The 17683-nt window shown below is 39.9% G+C and carries 14 protein-coding genes; 9 read left to right on the top strand and 5 right to left on the bottom strand.

What is annotated here, in order from left to right; genetic code table 11:
• The first annotated feature begins 80 nt into the window (after window positions 1-80).
• From HL290_RS16100 to HL290_RS16090, 3 genes are all read left to right on the top strand, one after another.
• Entirely contained in the window at window positions 81-1343 is a 1263-nt protein-coding gene (locus HL290_RS16100; RefSeq protein WP_198496993.1) for a putative DNA modification/repair radical SAM protein, read from the top strand.
• A gap of 2 nt (window positions 1344-1345) precedes the next feature.
• Window positions 1346-2143 (top strand): TIGR03915 family putative DNA repair protein, encoded by a 798-nt coding sequence (locus tag HL290_RS16095; protein WP_198496992.1) that lies wholly within the window; start codon window positions 1346-1348, stop codon window positions 2141-2143.
• Between the two features lie 132 nt (window positions 2144-2275).
• Window positions 2276-3376: an HPP family protein gene (locus tag HL290_RS16090; protein ID WP_004639579.1), complete on the top strand. Its 1101-nt coding sequence runs from the start codon at window positions 2276-2278 to the stop codon at window positions 3374-3376.
• A 66-nt stretch (window positions 3377-3442) separates the two neighbouring features.
• On the opposite strand, the gene HL290_RS16085 is transcribed toward HL290_RS16090, so the two are convergent.
• Window positions 3443-3697 (bottom strand): PspC domain-containing protein, encoded by a 255-nt coding sequence (locus HL290_RS16085; RefSeq protein ID WP_004639576.1) that lies wholly within the window; start codon window positions 3695-3697, stop codon window positions 3443-3445.
• 251 nt (window positions 3698-3948) lie between these two features.
• On the opposite strand from HL290_RS16085, the gene HL290_RS16080 reads away from it, so the two are divergent.
• The gene (locus HL290_RS16080) at window positions 3949-4596 is read left to right on the top strand and encodes a hypothetical protein (protein WP_198496991.1); all 648 of its coding nucleotides are present in this window, start codon (window positions 3949-3951) and stop codon (window positions 4594-4596) included.
• 74 nt (window positions 4597-4670) lie between these two features.
• Here HL290_RS16080 and HL290_RS16075 read toward each other — a convergent pair whose 3' ends face one another.
• Window positions 4671-6494 carry an acyl-CoA dehydrogenase C-terminal domain-containing protein gene (locus HL290_RS16075; RefSeq protein ID WP_003653705.1) on the bottom strand — a complete coding sequence of 608 codons (1824 nt, stop codon included), beginning with the start codon at window positions 6492-6494 and terminating at the stop codon, window positions 4671-4673.
• Between the two features lie 256 nt (window positions 6495-6750).
• Here HL290_RS16075 and HL290_RS16070 point away from each other — a divergent pair, with 256 nt between their 5' ends.
• A complete protein-coding gene (locus tag HL290_RS16070) occupies window positions 6751-9105 on the top strand; it encodes a hypothetical protein (protein WP_198496990.1) in 2355 nt (784 codons plus the stop codon).
• 48 nt (window positions 9106-9153) lie between these two features.
• On the opposite strand, the gene aroE is transcribed toward HL290_RS16070, so the two are convergent.
• From aroE to ribA, 3 genes are all read right to left on the bottom strand, one after another.
• The gene (gene aroE / locus HL290_RS16065) at window positions 9154-9942 is read right to left on the bottom strand and encodes a shikimate dehydrogenase (RefSeq protein ID WP_132070379.1); all 789 of its coding nucleotides are present in this window, start codon (window positions 9940-9942) and stop codon (window positions 9154-9156) included.
• A gap of 180 nt (window positions 9943-10122) precedes the next feature.
• Window positions 10123-11073: an oxygen-dependent coproporphyrinogen oxidase gene (gene hemF / locus HL290_RS16060; RefSeq protein ID WP_198496989.1), complete on the bottom strand. Its 951-nt coding sequence runs from the start codon at window positions 11071-11073 to the stop codon at window positions 10123-10125.
• Between the two features lie 128 nt (window positions 11074-11201).
• A complete protein-coding gene (gene ribA / locus HL290_RS16055) occupies window positions 11202-11804 on the bottom strand; it encodes a GTP cyclohydrolase II (protein ID WP_003653698.1) in 603 nt (200 codons plus the stop codon).
• A gap of 303 nt (window positions 11805-12107) precedes the next feature.
• On the opposite strand from ribA, the gene dxs reads away from it, so the two are divergent.
• From dxs to HL290_RS16035, 4 genes are all read left to right on the top strand, one after another.
• Entirely contained in the window at window positions 12108-14012 is a 1905-nt protein-coding gene (gene dxs / locus HL290_RS16050) for a 1-deoxy-D-xylulose-5-phosphate synthase (protein ID WP_151744430.1), read from the top strand.
• A gap of 118 nt (window positions 14013-14130) precedes the next feature.
• Entirely contained in the window at window positions 14131-14961 is an 831-nt protein-coding gene (locus HL290_RS16045) for an inositol monophosphatase family protein (protein ID WP_003653693.1), read from the top strand.
• A 406-nt stretch (window positions 14962-15367) separates the two neighbouring features.
• Window positions 15368-17353, top strand: coding sequence for a DEAD/DEAH box helicase (locus HL290_RS16040; protein WP_132070377.1), 1986 nt, complete (start codon window positions 15368-15370; stop codon window positions 17351-17353).
• Between the two features lie 108 nt (window positions 17354-17461).
• The gene (locus HL290_RS16035; protein ID WP_026057109.1) at window positions 17462-17671 is read left to right on the top strand and encodes a hypothetical protein; all 210 of its coding nucleotides are present in this window, start codon (window positions 17462-17464) and stop codon (window positions 17669-17671) included.
• Window positions 17672-17683: the final 12 nt, after the last annotated feature.

Below are 17683 nucleotides of genomic sequence, written 5' to 3'. Positions count from 1 at the left end.
CGCATAGCGTACTTCACTGGATTAAATTTAAGAATGCAAAATGATATTTTTTAAACGATGCCATAAATGAGTCGTTTGATATGTCTGATCGCATTCGAGAAAAACTACAAATTCTTGCTGATGCTGCTAAATATGATGTGTCTTGTTCATCAAGTGGCAGTGACCGTAAAAATAAAGATAAAGGTCTAGGAGATGCCAGTCATTCAGGAATTTGCCATAGCTATACCGAAGATGGCCGCTGTGTATCTCTCTTAAAAATTCTATTTAGCAACGTATGTATTTTTGACTGCGCTTATTGCGTTTCACGTCGTTCTAATGACGTTCAACGTGCAGCATTTACGGTGCAAGAGGTGGTGGACTTAACCATTAACTTTTACCGCCGTAATTATATTGAAGGCTTATTTTTAAGCTCGGGTATTTTTAAATCAGCCGACCATACAATGGAGCGTATGCTTCAAGTCGTGAAGAAGTTGCGCCTTGAAGAAAACTTTAATGGCTATATTCACCTAAAAACTATTCCGGGGGCATCGCCTGAACTTATTCATGAAGCAGGTTTATATGCTGACCGTATGAGTATTAATTTAGAGATGCCGACCGAAATTGGGCTAAAGACTTTTGCACCAGAAAAGTCCCATCAGGAAGTGCAAAAAGATTTAGGGTTAGTACGTGACAGACTCATCCAGCTTAAGGATGAACGTCAAATCATTAAGCATGTACCGAAATATGTGCCAGCAGGACAGACTACGCAAATGGTGGTTGGCGCTCATCAAGAGTCAGACCAAGATGTCTTGTTTATGGCAGACAAGCACTATAAAGAATTTAAACTCAAACGCGTCTATTTCTCTGGCTATATTCCAATTAATACCGAAAATAATTACTTGCCAGCAGTGGGTTCTGCACCGCCATTACTGCGGGAAAACCGCCTCTATCAAGGCGATTGGCTGATGCGTTTTTATGGTTTTCAGGTCAATGAAATCGTCAATGAAAAATTCCCAAACTTAGATCTGGATGTCGACCCAAAATTAAGCTGGGCTTTAAGGCATCCTGAACAGTTTCCAGTAGATTTAAATCGTGCTGATTATCAAATGATTTTGCGTGTACCCGGCATTGGGGTGAAATCTGCCAAGAAAATTGTGCAAGCTCGTCGTTTTGGCAAAATCCACATCGATTTACTTAAAAAGTTAGGTGTCGCTTATCAGCGAGCAAAATTCTTTATCCACTGTGAAGACAGTCCAAAATTCCAAAAAGAATTGTCTTCAAGCTTTATCCGACAGCAAATTTTAACGCAAGGTTCATCGAAATATGTGCAGCAGCTTTCGCCCCAATTAAGCCTTGGGTTTTAGTTATGTTTAATGATGAAGTGGCTTACTATTTTGATGGCTCAATGGTCGGACTGCTCAGCTGCGTTTTTCGCGCATTTCAATTCAAAGAATTACAGGTCAGACTCTGTTTGAATGATGCGGCTCAACATGGTTTATTTGCCGATAAAATTGAGGTTTCAAATAGTGAGCTACATGCCGAACGTGTGTGGTCCGCGTTGCAAAAAAAGCTTTCTTCGTCTTCTTTAAGGCAATTTTATTTTGCTTATTTATCTGAGTCTTTAGATGCCTATCAGCATTTATTTAATTACTGTATTTACGTTTTTACTAGTCACTCCTCGATAGAAAAAGATTATTCGCACCCAAGTGTTTTGGCAATTTCGCAGTGGACGAAAAAGGTTGGGCGAGAGAAGCATCGGATGGAAGCTTTTATTCGTTTTAAGAAAACCAAAGATGAGCTGTTTTTAAGTTTGGTTCGGCCTGATTTTAATGTTTTACCGCTCATTCAGCCGCATTTTAAACGGCGTTATCAAGATCAACGTTGGCTCATTTATGATGAAAAACGTAAGTTTGGACTTTATTATGATTTAAAAGAAATACATGAGGTTTCGCTTGAAGCTTCTGAGGTTGACCGTAATTTAAAAAATGGAATGAGCCAAAGCTTTCAGCTGGAGCTAGATGAGCAAGAAGTCTTATATGACCAGCTTTGGAAAGATTATTTTAAGAGCGTGAACATTACGGAACGTCAGAATATAAAACTTCATGTGCAATATTTGCCGAAACGTTATTGGCGCTACTTAAATGAAAAATTGATTGAATATTAAAGTTTTAAAATAACAAAAGATAATTCAACAGGGTTTCTTATCTTTGAAAGATATAATTTAAATGCATTTTATGTGGCTTTGAGCGTATACTTTTGCCCGTTATAAATAACGGCATATCCCCAAAGGTGTACTGTGAGTGTTATACAGCGAGAATGGTTACAGATTTTAAAACCAAATTTTAAGGTTTTGCCTTTAAAAGAGCGGTTGCTTTGTGGTGTTGGAGCACTGTGTGGTTTAGCAATTTCTTCCTTAATTAGCTGGTATGTTTTAGGTGGAATTAATGCCTGGTACATTGCACCCATGGGAGCTTCATCTGTTCTCTTATTTGCTGTGCCAACCAGTCCATTGGCTCAACCATGGAATGTGATTGTTGGTAATACGCTAGCCGGAATTATTGGGGTTGCCTGTGCACAGTGGATTCCTGATTTAACCACTGCTTTTAGTGTCGCAGTAGGCTTTGCCATATTCTTAATGATGACCACCGACTCTTTGCATCCACCAAGTGGTGCAGTCGCGATTACGGCTGTGTTAGGTGGTGCTGCAATTCATAAATTAGGCTTTTATTTCGTTTTTTATCCGGTTCTACTCAACTCGTTACTTTTACTCGGTTTCGCCGTCTTTTTTAATAGATTAATTGGAAGACATTATCCAGTTACTGCACGTCTCAATGAGCGTAGCAAAGACCCAACACCGACTCAAAAAGTATCGATTCAACCGAAAGATATTGAGTACGCTTTAGAGCACCACACTGAATTGCTAGATATTAGCCAGTACGATTTAGAAAAAATTATTTTAGATGCACAAGAACATGCCAACGAACGCATAGTCAACCAATATACCTGTCAGGATATTATGAGCCGTGATGTGATTAAGCTGCATGAAGATGATGATATTCATCAGGCGCTGGATAAGTTCAAGCATATTAACCTTATGAGCTTACCGGTGGTCAATGCTGACAATCATCTAGTAGGAACTTTAGCTTTATATGAAGTTGTGGAATGGTTTAAAGGTGCAGCGGACCCAAGAAACTCTTGGCAGCATTATGTGAAACAGATTATGAGTCATAGAGTGGTGACAGTATTGCCAACACAGCCTATTCAAGATCTAGTGCCTTATTTTGTCGAAAAATCTTTTAATTATATTCCAGTGGTCGAGGAGCGGAAGTTAATCGGAATGATTAGCCGCGCAGATATGATTGCTGCCTTACAACAGCAGTTAAACCGTAAAATATAATCTAAAAAAACAGAGCAAAAAAAGCTACGGTTGATTAGGGGATGCAACCGTAGCGACCAAAATTAATTAACGTGTTTGCTCTTCATGTACAGTTCGGACGGATTGTCGATAGCCTTCAATATGTTCTGGCTGTTTTTTCGGAATGACTAACCACAAAACCAGATAAACTAAGATTCCGGGAAAGGCCGCACTCATAATTGAAATCACAACAAAAATAATGCGTAGTAAAGTTACGTTCCAACCAAAACGTTCAGCAATACCACCCATTACACCGGCGATCATGCTATGTCGGTTCGAGCGATATAAACCAGAACTGGCCATCTAATTCTCCTTAAAAATAAAAAGTTACAAGGAATTGTTTATTCTCTTGCTTAATAAAAATATGGAGACGAAATAACGGGTTTAAAGTCTTCTAAAAAGTAAAATGGTTAAAATATGTAAAGGATTGGGATGAAGGAAACCAACATCAACTAAAATGCACCTTTTCAGGGCTTAAAGGTTTATGGCAGCAATTGGCTCGTGCCTGAAATGAATATAAACATGGTTGTTGCTGTTATCTGTGAATAATGTATATGTCTTTGAAGCGGTCTAGGTTTTTAGTTAAGCATTTGGTTGTAGGGACTATGATGTGCCTGACACTTAGTGCTTGCGACATAAACCACACCAACTCCAAAGATCACTCTAGTCCAAGTTCTAGTTCTACCGATGAAGAAAATTTAATAAAAAATAGTACATCTACAAAAACATTAGATTATGTGGCGGGACGTACTTTTTTACCTGAAGAAAATTTAGATCAAACCAAAAAATTAAGCGCAATTTCATTGCAATATGTAGGGCGATATAACACCCGAATTTCATGTGAGGATGCGTTTGCCGATTGTGAGTCTGGAGAGGCAGAGTACATTTTAAATTTATTACCCAATGGATCAGCTTATTGGAATGTTATTCATTTTGGCCGAGTGGGAAGTAAGGATGGAGCCAAAAGTACTGCTATAAATCAGTTGTGTCCTGATTTAAATTGGAAAGTACATGAAAGAGAGCATGAGTTAACCATTCACTGTCCTTTATCTAATGTTAATTTTTATTTTAATGTTGATTCAAACAAAAGATTGATCGTGAATCTAGAAAAATTGTTTTATAGCGACTACGGTAAAAACCGTGAGTTTTTGGAACAAAACTATTTTGTTCCAAAGCAAGCTTATGTTCTGACTAAAGAATAAATATTAAATTTTTACTTGAATAAAAAAGAGCGCAATATGAATTGCGCTCTTTTCATTTCACGATTTAAAAATCATTAGTAGTCGAAGCTAAAGTGTTCAACTGGTAATGATGTTAATGTGCGAGAGGTTGTCACCATTGACTCGGCGTGACCTTGAGTACGAGGTAACATACGGTCAAAGTAGAAGTCTGCAACTTTGATTTTTGCTTTATAGAATTCAGGTGTTTCTGCACCATCACCTGCTTCAAGTTTCTCAGAAGCAATGACTGCTTGTTGCGCCCAGAAGTAAGCCATCATCACGTAACCTGAGAACATCAAGAAATCTACAGAAGCAGAAGATACGATGTCACGGTCTTTACGTGCAGCAAGCATAATACGAACTGTTAAAGTATTCCATTGAGCACAAAGCTTAGTTAAATCCCAAGCAAAACGACGTAAGTATTTATTACGTGCGTGTGCAGCACAGAATTTTAAGATTTCAGCAGTGTAGTCACGAACCACTTTACCTTTTGAGCTAAGCAATACTTTACGACCAATCAAATCAAGTGCTTGAATGCCTGTTGTACCTTCGTATAGCGTTGAGATACGAGCATCACGAGCGATTTGTTCCATGCCCCATTCTTTGATGTAGCCATGACCGCCGTAAACTTGCATACCGTTGTTTGCAGCTTCTAAACCAAGTTCAGTCAAGAAACCTTTCAAAATTGGTGTGTAGAAACCAAGTTTATCATCGTAGTCTTCGTAAGCAGCTTGGTCGCCACGTGTTAATGCATCTGTCATTTTGTCTGCAAGTTTTGCAGCATGATAGATCATTGAACGACCACCTTCAGCAATTGCTTTTTGAGTCAACAACAGGCGACGTACGTCAGCATGATGAATGATGGCATCTGCAACTCTTTCAGGTTCTTTTTTACCAGAAAGTGCACGCATAGACATACGATCTTTCGCATAAGGTAATGCACCTTGGAACGATAACTCAGCGTGCGCAATACCTTGAACAGCAGTACCAATACGTGCTGTATTCATGAAGGTAAACATTGCATGTAAACCTTTGTTGACTTCACCGATTAAATAACCAGTGGCATTATCAAAGTTTAGTACAGCAGTTGCAGAAGCACGGATCCCCATTTTGTGTTCGATTGAACCACAGGTCACTGCATTACGTTCACCGATGCCACTATCAGCAGTAGGTATGAATTTAGGTACGATAAATAATGAAATACCACGAGTACCAGCAGGCGCATCTGGAAGACGTGCAAGTACGATGTGAATAATATTTTCAGTTAAATCATGTTCACCGGCAGAAATGAAGATTTTTGTACCAGAGATTTTATAAGTGCCATCTGCTTGAGGTTCAGCTTTAGTTTTAACTTGCCCTAAGTCGGTACCACATTGAGGTTCGGTTAAGCACATTGTGCCGCTCCATGTACCTTCTACAAGCTTAGGCATATACGTTTGTTTTTGTTCATCGGTACCGAATTGCAAAATGGTGTTCATACAACCCGAACTTAAGCCAGGGTACATCGTAAATGACCAGTTTGCAGTACCCATCATTTCTGATTTGATGAGGTTTAAAGACATTGGTAGGCCTTGACCACCAAATTCTTCTGGATAAGAAAGACCTTGCCAACCACCCATAACGAACTGGTCATAAGCTTCTTTAAAGCCTTTAGGTGTAGTTACTTCGCCGTTGTCAAAATGGCAACCTTCTTCATCACCAGATTGGTTAAGTGGCGATAATACGTTTTCACAATAATCTGCCGCACCTTCAAGAATCATATCAACGGTATCTGGATCTGCATTTTCACCATTTGATAAAGTTTTGTAGTGAGCAGGGTAATCTAATACTTCATTCATTAAGAAGCGAATATCGTGTAGCGGGGCTTTATATGCTGGCATGGCTTTAATCCTAATTTTGAATCATTGTGGGATTATCTGAATCGATGATTTGATTATTCACTCGCATGATAAAAATACAATGATAATCACATCCGAAAGAAATGTCAGAAAAGCGAATTTTGTCGAAAATAAATACACCTGAAAATACATTTTCTGCTACATTCAGGACTTATACTTTTATGTGAAAAAACAACTATTTTTTTATTTTTAGCAAGTTTTGCTAAAAAGATAAAGCGATAAGGTTTTAAAAAAGGTTATGCATTTAAAATATCTCAGTTTATGTTTATTCAGTTTGGGTTTGACCGCATGTGCGCAGCATAGCCTACGTCCATCAGTGGCATCTGCTAATTTAGATCAAAAAGTCATTCAGGGTATGAATGCAATGTATGAATACCCAAGCTATGACTACCGTGGGCATTTTAAAGTTAATGTTGATTCAAATCAGCCCAACAAAATAAGCACTGTAGAGAAAAGTGCTCAACTTGATGCTGAAGTGCAAAAAAAAGTAGATCAATATTTACGTGAACAAAAAATTAATTTGAATAAAAAACAGAAGCAGGCGCTTTATGCTGCAATTGCAAATGAGCAATCTGTTTCGGGTGTATCTGGCGAGTCACGTTCAGAAAAAGTAAATGCCGTATTAATCAATTTATTAAATGATCTCCAGTTTAGTTACGATGGTTCAGTTCATTATCGTCAAAAAATGGGGTCTTTCAACCTCACTGCAAGATATGAAAAACCGACTTTGCTCGTGCAGGCAAAACTGCCAATGGTACTTGATCTAAAGGATTATAAGTTTTACGTTAATTATTTCGGATTAATGCCTTATTTGGTGAATAAAGATAATCAAAACAACTTAGCCTATGTCGATTTTTCGAAATATAAAGATCTATTTACGAACGTCGATATGAAGAAGTTCGTTGAATATGCGAAGGCTTCTGGCGCCGTGTCTTATCGTTTGGCTGATCCGCAAAATTTACAACGTTTACCAATTACAGACGCTGACCGTAAAGCGGGAATTGTAGAAAAAATTCGTTTAAAAGATACGGTTGAAGAGTTGCTTCTGCAAGTCGATTTATATGGCCAAGTCAATGAAAAATACCTGCAAAAAAGTGTTTTAGGATTTGATGATCAAAAGATTGCTGAATCTATAGCAACCGAGCTTGCCGCTTCTGAAGCTAAGAAAAAGTCAGGTGGTGCCGAAGGGCAGAAAGTTTCTTCTGAAGATGCAGCAGCAGTCAGCCAACAACTTTACTCACTTATTAATGCTCATTTTGGTGGTACATTGGCTTCTGAGGAAGGTGATGAAGAACAATCAAGTGCAGCTCAAGATGCAGCGGCAGCAGCAGAGGAAGCCTCTGCTTCAGGCCAAGATGAGGATGCTGCTGATGTTGCGGTAGCGGATGCAGAACAAACTACCCAAGATGAAGAAGGCCCAGCCCTTACAGAAGAACAATGTGTTGAGTTACAGACCCTTAAAAAACCAGTAGTTTTAGGGGATATTAATTACTGTCAAATATATGGTGTTGATGTTCTTGATCAAAGCGTAGAGAGTACCCAAAAAACTCAGATCAAGTCTCGTCAAGCTGCTTTAAAACAAACTTTTGCCGCTTATGATCAGAACCAGTTTGTGAATGATGAAGCATTCAAAGCTTTATGGTTAAAGCATAAAGCAGAGATTGAACAAGCTTTACCAAAACAAAGAAATCCAATTACGATTGATGTTGGACTCGATGAAAAAGGCCGCGCAGTCAACGTAGATTACGATATTGCATATACACCAGCTGAATTTAACCATCGCTTTAATATTAAAGCAGACATGCAAATTCTAAATTATGGTAAAGCAACCTCAATTAATCAGCAGCAACTTAAACAAGCTAAATCAGTTGCAGAGGCAAGCAAAGGTTCTTTATTTGAAAACTTCGTAAAAGGTTTTAGTGAAAAACTTGGGCAGAGTGATGTTTCTGAACATCCAGTTGGCTCACATAGCGATGTACAAGATTTAGATTCGAATCTGGCGCTGTTGGCTAACCAAACTTATGATGCAACACGTGCCTATGACAAAACGTATAAGGCTGTGTTTATTGCAAAATTGACTGCCGAAAAACCGTCATATATTAATTATTATTCAGTTCAGCAACTGCAAGAAATTGCCGAAGTTTATGCTTACTGGTTCTCTGAAGAAGAAACCTATAATCCTCAAGGTAAGGCTTTAGAGCGTATCGAGGCCTTGCAGAAAAAGCATCATCTTGAACAAGAAGACCAGTTTGATAATGATTTAGGCCGTGCTGTAGACCATATTGTGATTACAACAATACAAGGTAAGGCAGGGCGTGAAGCATGGCAAAAATTACAGAAACAATATAAGCAGCCTGAGCAGCTTTTCTCGAAACAATATCAATTAAAATTTGAACAACAAAATGGTGCTTCTGCTGAAGAAAAACCATTGTTATCACAAACTGCTGATATTCTAGGTAAGGCTTATGCTGCTGCGCGTAAACAGCAACTTACGGAAAAAACAATTCAGAATTTAAAACCTGAGCATAATGAATTTATTGATTATGAGATTTTCCGAGATGTTTATCAGCAAATGGTTACAACCAAAAAATAATAAATGAAATAAAAAAAGAACCTACATCATGTAGGTTCTTTTTTATATTTATAGAAAATCTTTTAATTCAGGTCTTACGCCATTCCAGATAGAAAAGGATTCAATAGCCTGACCGACTAACATTCCAAAACCTTCCGAAGAGGGCACATTGCGTTGTTTAGCTTGATCAAGGAAGCTAGATGGTTTCCCATATGCCATTTCATAGGCATGTTCGAATTGTAAATTTTCAGGAAGCTGTAGAGCATCGCCTGAAAGGCTTGCAGAAGTCGCATTAATTACAATATCAAATTTCCCTTCTAGCTCATTTAGAGAAATTGCTTGTAATTGAGCTTGCGGGACGGCTACTTTTAGGTCATCTATAAGTTGTTCGGCACGAGCTAGAGTACGGTTTGCAATCACAATCTTTTTTGCGCCAGCTTGTACTAGTGGATAAATAACACCACGAGTTGCACCGCCAGCTCCTAAAATTAAAATAGTCGTATTTTCTAGGTTCCAGTCTAAAGCTTGAATCGCGGCTACTAAGCCTTGGCCATCAGTGTTATCGCCATGCAATTTGCCATTTTCCATCCATAACGTATTAACTGCTTTTGCAATCTGAGCACGCTCGGTTAGCACATCGCACAAAGCGAAAGCCTGTTCTTTAAACGGCACAGTAACGTTCATGCCACTTCCGCCATTTGTAAAGAAACTACGCATACTCGACTCAAAACCATCAAGAGGGGCAAGACGTTTTTGATAGTCGAGATCAACACCTGTTTTTTGAGCGAAAGCATGATGCAATTCAGGAGAGCGTGATTGTTCGATTGGGTTGCCAATTACTGCAAACTGTTTGGTCATTCTTATATCCAAAATTTTAAAATGGCATAAAGCAGTTAAAAACGTGTGCTGAATATTCAGCAGGCCTCACTATAAGCCAAATTGGAATAAGAAAAAATATTTGAATGAGGTTTAGAAAAGTGAAAATAAAAAAGGAGATTCTCTAGGGTGGAAGCCAAAGAATCTCCAAAAAGCAAAAAATTAAGCGACTTTTTCTTTTAGATTTAACCAGTCACGTGGTTTTAGGTAATAGTCGGTTAAACGTTTCTCTGGCGAGTCTTCATCCCATTCTGGGCGATACGACCAACCTGCAAGGTTAGGGAGGCTGACTAAAATAGATTCGATCCGTCCACCTGTTTGTAAGCCAAACAATGTTCCGCGGTCATATACTAAGTTATATTCGACATATCTACCGCGACGGTAAATTTGGAACTCACGTTGAGCTTCGGTATAAGGCTGTTCACGATGTTTTTCAAAAATTGGCAGAATGGCATTTAAATAACCATTACCTACAGCTTGAATATATTTAAAGCAAGTTTCGAAATCCCAGCCATTGAGATCATCAAAAAATAAACCACCAACGCCTCGTTGTTCATCGCGATGTTTTAAATAGAAATAATCATCACACCATTTTTTATGTTCTGCATAGACATTGTCACCAAAAGGCTGGCATAAGTCGTAAGCGGCTTGATGCCAATCGATAACATCTTGCTCATCTGGATAGAACGGTGTTAAGTCAAAACCACCGCCAAACCACCAAATTGGATCTTGTCCTTCAGGCTCTGCAACGAATAAACGTACATTGGCATGAGAAGTTGGAATATTGGGGTTTTTAGGATGAATTACTAATGAGACACCAAGTGCTTGCGCTTTAGCACCAGCAATTTGAGGGTGTCTTTCTGTAGCAGAAGCAGGGAGTTTACTAATGTTGATGTGAGAAAACATCACACCACCTTTTTCAATCACTGTACCATTTTGCAAAACTCGTGAACGACCACCACCACCTTCAGGACGTTCCCAATCATCAATAATAAATTCACTCGTACCGCCGCCAGCTTTTTCTTGTTGTTCTAAACCCGCACATATACGGGCTTGTAAATCGAGGAGAAATTCGCGGACACGTTGAATATCTGTTGAAGTCGGATGTTGCATAGTGACCCTCAAAGATGATTGAGATAGGAGATAGATACATCAAAGCACAAAACCATAAAAAAAGTAAGGGATTTCTGAGGAATGTCTCAAAAATCCCTTCCAATTATTTTTAAACTTATAATTTGGGCTTAAAAATCATCTTTTTGATAAAGGTGATCCATACGTTCACGTTTGGTTTTTAAATATTGTTCATTAAAAGGGTTGCGTCCAACCGTTAAGGGAACGCGGTCAACCACATTAATTCCTTGATCTTTGAGTGCCTGAATTTTCAAAGGATTGTTGGTAATTAATTTAACTTCTTTCACTGCTAAGTGATCGAGCATAATGCTACACATGTCATAACGACGTGCATCGGCAGGTAAATTTAAAAGTAAATTAGCATCTACGGTGTCATGACCCTGATCTTGTAAGGCATAGGCGCGAATTTTATTTGTAAGCCCAATACCACGGCCTTCTTGACGTAAATATAAAATAACGCCTTGACCTGCCTCGTTGATGAGCTTTTGAGTTGCCTGCAATTGAGGACCACAGTCGCATTTTAATGATGCAAACGCATCACCTGTTAAACATTCTGAATGTACACGAACCAAAACAGGGCCTGTAGGTGGATTTTCTAACCCTTTAGAAAGTGCCACATGTTCTTCACCTGATACTGGATCTTGAAACACAGAAATATTGAATTCACCAAAAGCGGTCGGGAGTTTTGATGTTGCAATGAACTCTATAGGCACAGATTAACTCATCTTTTAACCGAAAACGGTTTAAAGTATAGCGTAATGCTGGGAGATTGGTCGAATTGTCATAATCATTTTGCACACTAAGGTTTTCTTTTTTGTATAAAGATGACGATAATAGTTGATAAATAGTCAGATTATTCAGGATAATCTGCCAACCATACCCATGATGTATGAGAGACTGCTTTGCATGACCTCGTTCGCAAATGTGGCTGATTGAAGGTGACTTCATTCGATTGTATGATCGACCCATTTTGACCCAGCTTAGGATTTGCCAGGCTTATAAAGGCTTTGCCACATATGTTGTATACCGAAATTCCAACTCAACGCCCTGTTACGCCATTGTTAGATGCAATTGATCATCCTCAACAATTACGTCAGCTCGAGCATAGCCAATTGGTTCAAGTGGCTGATGAGTTGCGTCAATATATTTTATATGCAGCAGGCCAGAGTGGTGGCCATTTCGGTGCTAATCTCGGCGTGGTTGAGCTGACGGTTGCGCTGCATTATTGCTTTAATACACCAAATGACCGATTAGTTTGGGATGTAGGACATCAGGCCTATCCGCACAAAGTCCTGACAGGTCGTCGTGAACAAATGACGACGATTCGTTCTAAAAATGGTTTAGCGGCATTTCCAGCTAGAGAAGAATCAGTTTTTGATACATTCGGCGTAGGGCATTCATCAACAGCAATTTCAGCTGGTTTAGGAATGTCGTTAGCACGTCGTTATCAAAACGACCCATGTGAAGTGGTTTGTATTGTAGGTGATGGTGCAATGACAGCGGGTATGGCATTTGAAGCCATGAACGATGCTGTTGCACATAATGCTGATTTAATTGTTGTGCTCAATGACAATGACATGTCAATTTCTTGTAGTACAGGTGGTTTTGCTAAACATTTGGCTGCAATTTGGGAAAAAGGCCATTTAGTTAACGTTAATGAAGATGGCGAAGCGTATATACAGCCACATCCAAAATGGACTTATAATTCTCGTTTGCATCAATCAGCAACAGATGCGGCCGATAATTTATTTAAAGCAATTGGTTTTGATTACTTTGGTCCATTTGATGGCCATGACGTAAATCAACTGGCCCAAGTATTTAATGCTCTGAAGAAGCGTAAAGGTCCACGTTTAGTACACGTCTATACTAAAAAAGGTAAAGGTTTTATTCCCGCAGAAGCGGATCCGATTACCTACCATGCAATTAGCAAAATTAATGCAACCTCAGCAGGTAAAACACCACCTAAATATTCTGATGTATTTGGTCAGTGGTTATGTGATGAGGCAGCGCAAGATGAGCGTCTACTCGCGATTACACCTGCGATGTGTGAAGGCTCAGGCATGGTTCAGTTTGCTAAAGAATTTCCACAGAGATTCTTTGATGTTGCGATTGCTGAACAGCATGCTGTAACACTTGCAGCAGGAATGGCTTGTGAAGGCTTAAAACCTGTTGTTGCAATCTATTCGACGTTCTTGCAGCGTGGTTACGATCAGTTTATCCATGATGTTGCATTACAAAATCTTGATGTGACTTTCGGGATTGACCGTGCTGGTTTGGTTGGTGAAGATGGTCCAACTCACGCAGGTGCATATGACTATGCATACATGCGTACAGTTCCAAACATAGTCATCATGGCGCCAAAAGACGAAAATGAATGTCGTCAGATGCTTCATACAGCCTATGTCTATAATGGACCAGCTGCGGTACGTTACCCACGTGGTGCTGGTGTAGGTGTGGAAATTCAGCAAGAGTTGACCACTATTGAATTAGGAAAAGCTGAAATCGTTGCTGAAATAAAGACTAGCTGTGAAGAGCAAATTACAATTTTGGCATTTGGCAGCAGAGTGATGGTTGCTATAGAGGCTGCTGAACAATTTGCACAAAAACATGATGTGGGCGTGCGTGTTGTAAATATGAGGTTTGTGAAACCGCTTGATGAAAAAATGATTCGTGATTTGGCTGAAAATACTCATTTATTTGTCACAGTTGAAGAGCATGCCGTTATGGGTGGTGCAGGTAGCGCTGTTAATGAGTTTATGGCGCAAGAACAAATTGTGAAACCTATTATTAATTTAGGCTTGCCAGATTTGTTCCTACAACAGGCTTCACATGGACAAATGTTACAAGACTGCGGATTGGATGCTAAAGGTATTTTGAGCTCCATTGAGAGAGTTTGGCTTAAGCTCAATCAGGTGGTTTAGGCCTCCAATAAAATTTTTGAAACATTTTCCCCCTAAAAGCGCATATATTTGCTAAAATATCTGCGCTTTTATGCATTATTCTTTGTCAAAATCTTCAAATTTGTCTAGTGGGTGTTCAATGGAACCTATGGTGGTTATGGCTGCGCGTGCGGCTCAAACAGTTGGTCAAGAGCTTTTAAAAGCGCATCAAAATCGTCATAAACTCGATTTACAAGTTGAAGAGAAAGGCATTGATGGCCCGGTAACACGTGTAGATCGTTATTTAGAACAATTAGCGATTGATACATTACGTAAAAGTTATAAGAACCATAGCTTCTTAGGTGAAGAGTTTGGTTTGCAAGAAGGCAAAGGCCATGATGCAGAGTGGTGCTGGGTAATTGACCCGCTTGATGGCACACAAAACTTTATTAATGGTTTCCCTCATTTCTGTATTTCTATTGCAGTTCAACATAAAGGTGTTACTCAACACGGCGTAATCTACGATCCAGTACGTGATGAGTTGTTCTCTGCTAGCCGTGGTCGCGGTGCAGTTATGAATCAACGCCGTATTCGTGTAAATGTAAAAGATAGTTTAGAAAATACATTCTTGGCAGTAGGCCATCCTTACCGTGCTAAACGTGCTGGCGAAATCGTATCTTATGCAGAGCAGCATTTCGCATCGTTATTAGCGGTTACTCAAGCAGGTGCACAAATCCGTCGTGGCGGTTCGGCTGCTCTAGATTTAGCGTATGTAGCTGCAGGTCGTTTTGATGGTTTCTTTGAGCTTGGTTTAAAGCCATGGGATATTGCTGCTGGTGAACTTATTCTTAAAGAAGCGGGCGGTGTAGTTGTTGACGCACGTGGTGGTAATAACTCATTTGAAAATGGTCAAGTACTCGCATGTTCGCTTAAATTATTAAAACCTTTAATGCAAACAGTTGTTCCAGCTTGGGATAAAGCTGCAAAATAATTTAGCGTATTATAAATAAAACCCTCTTTAATCAGAGGGTTTTGTGTTTTAAGTAAAGAGTAAAATTAAATTAATTCAAGAAATATAGATAAAGTTGATTAAAACAGGTGACTTTTAATTTATTTCTGCTATAATCCGCCAACGCACTTAAATTTCCGTTCATTACCTGAACATTCTGTTCTATTCATTGTAAGCGCACGCCGTCCATAGAGAGGACCATTTCTTGCGCCCCGATCGCTCAGCGATTCTTCAGGTTCGGCCGTAATCAAGCATGCGTTTAGTCCACATCGTCGTTACTCGGATTGCTGCTGAATAAAAGCTTTCAGCTAATTTTGCTTTGCCGCTTTTTGCCGATGTCTATTTTGTATTTATTAAAAATGGAGCACCCACAAGGGTGAAACTCTCTATGAGCAAATCTTTTGCCGAATTTTCTTTGCATGAAACCTTACAACAAGCGCTTGAAGGTTTAGGTTTTACTACCCCGACTGCTGTACAAGAACAAGCAATTCCTGCTGCTTTAGAAGGTAAAGACCTTCTCGTATCAAGCCAAACTGGTTCTGGTAAAACTGCAGCATTCTTACTTCCAACATTAAATGCTTTAGCTGGTCAAGAGTCTGTTGTACCGTTCAAAGACCGTATGAAAGCAGTGACTCAACCGAATATCTTGGTAATTTCACCAACTCGTGAATTGGCACAGCAAGTAAGTCAAGATGCAATTGCACTTGTACGTCACATGAAAGGTGTTCGTATTGCTGCCATTATGGGCGGTATGCCATTTGCAAAACAAATTCAACAATTAAAAGGCGCGCAAGTTGTTGTTGCAACACCTGGTCGTTTACTTGACTTGGTGAATCGTCGTCAAATTAAATTAGATCAAGTAGATGCTTTAATCGTTGATGAAGCGGACCGTATGCTTGACCTAGGTTTCTCTGAAGACTTAGAAGCAATTAGCGAATTAGCAGCTAACCGTAAACAAACATTAATGTTCTCTGCAACATTTGCTGATCGTATCATTCGTCTTGCATCATGCATGATGAAAGATCCTATGCGTATCGCAATTGAAACAGGTCATTCAACCAATACAGATATTACGCAAACATTGCATTGGACTGATGGCTTCGAACATAAGAAAAAATTACTTACACATTGGTTAAGTGATGAAAACTTAGATCAAGCTGTTGTTTTTGCTAGCACGCAAGAAGATACAGATATGTTGGCAGAAGAACTTGCTGAAGCAGGTCATTCTGTTGTTGCACTTCATGGTGCAATGCCACAAACAGTTCGTAACCGTCGTTTACGTAGTATTCGTGAAGGTCGTGCAAAAATCCTAGTTGCAACTGACGTTGCTGCTCGTGGTCTTGACGTCCCGACTATTTCTCACGTAATTAACTTCGGTCTTCCGATGAAGCATGAAGATTATGTACACCGTATTGGTCGTACTGGTCGTGCTGGTCGTACTGGTCAAGCAATTACTTTAGCGACTTATCGTGAACGCGGTAAGATTCGTGCACTTGAAGAATATTTAGAAGCACGTTTGAGTGTTTCTGAAATTGAAGGCTTAGAGCCATCTCCACCTCCTGCTCGTTCAGGTCGTGATGGCGGTGGTCGTGGCCGTAGTGGTAATGGCGGCGGTGGTCGTGATGGTCGTCGTAGTGGCGGCGGTGGTTTTGGTGGTGGTCGTCGTTTTGAAGGCGAAAGCAACTTTAAACGCCGTGAAGGTGGTCGTGATGACCGTCCACGTCGTAGCTTCGATGATAAACCACGTGGTGAACGTCCAGCGTTCGGTGGTGAAGATCGTCCGCGTCGCGAATTCAATTCAGACCGTCCACGTCGTGAAGGTGGTTTTGAAGATCGTCCACGTCGTGAGTTCACTTCAGATCGTCCACGTCGCGAAGGTGGTTTCAATGATAAACCGCGTTTTGAATCGAATGATGACAACCGTGGTAATCGCGTAGATTATAAGCCACGTCGCGAAGCTGGTTTTGGTGACCGTCCAAAACGTAGCTTTGGTGGTGAAGATCGTCCGCGTCGTAGTTTTGATGACAAACCACGCGGTGAGCGTCCAGCATTTGGTGGTGAAGATCGCCCACGTCGTAGTTTTGATGACAAACCACGTGGTGAGCGTCCAGCGTTCGGCGGTGGTGATGATCGTCCAAAACGTAGCTTTGGTGGTGAAGATCGTCCGCGTCGTAGCTTCGATGATAAACCACGCGGTGAGCGTCCAGCGTTTGGCGGTGAAGATCGTCCGCGTCGTAGTTTTGATGACAAACCACGTGGTGAACGTCCAGCGTTCGGCGGTGGTGATGATCGTCCAAAACGTAGCTTTGGTGGTGAAGATCGTCCGCGTCGTAGCTTCGATGATAAACCACCGCGTCGTAAATTCGACCGCTAATCAATATTTAGTTTGAAAAAAAAGGCCAGTAAAAATACTGGCCTTTTTTATTTTTCAGTTTTGTTATAAACTAACAAAATGTGAATTGGTTCAATTTTTTATTCAATAATGCGTAAAAGTAAGCGAAAAGAAACAATAATGGCACAATTGAAGAACCTTTTGGTTCAGCATGGTTTGCCTTATCTCTTTATTGCACTCGTTTTGTGTAATGGTGTTTACTTCGCCTACGCTTTTACAAATGGAAGTTCTGTTGAGCAATTCCAAGCTTCTGAATTGACCTCTTTTTACGAACATACCTCTTCTATTTCTATAAAATAAGTTAGATTTGCT

Origin of the sequence: Acinetobacter sp. AC1-2 (genome assembly GCF_016124155.1) — a bacterium.
GTDB lineage: Bacteria > Pseudomonadota > Gammaproteobacteria > Pseudomonadales > Moraxellaceae > Acinetobacter > Acinetobacter calcoaceticus.
This window is presented reverse-complemented; position numbering and strand designations above follow the sequence as displayed.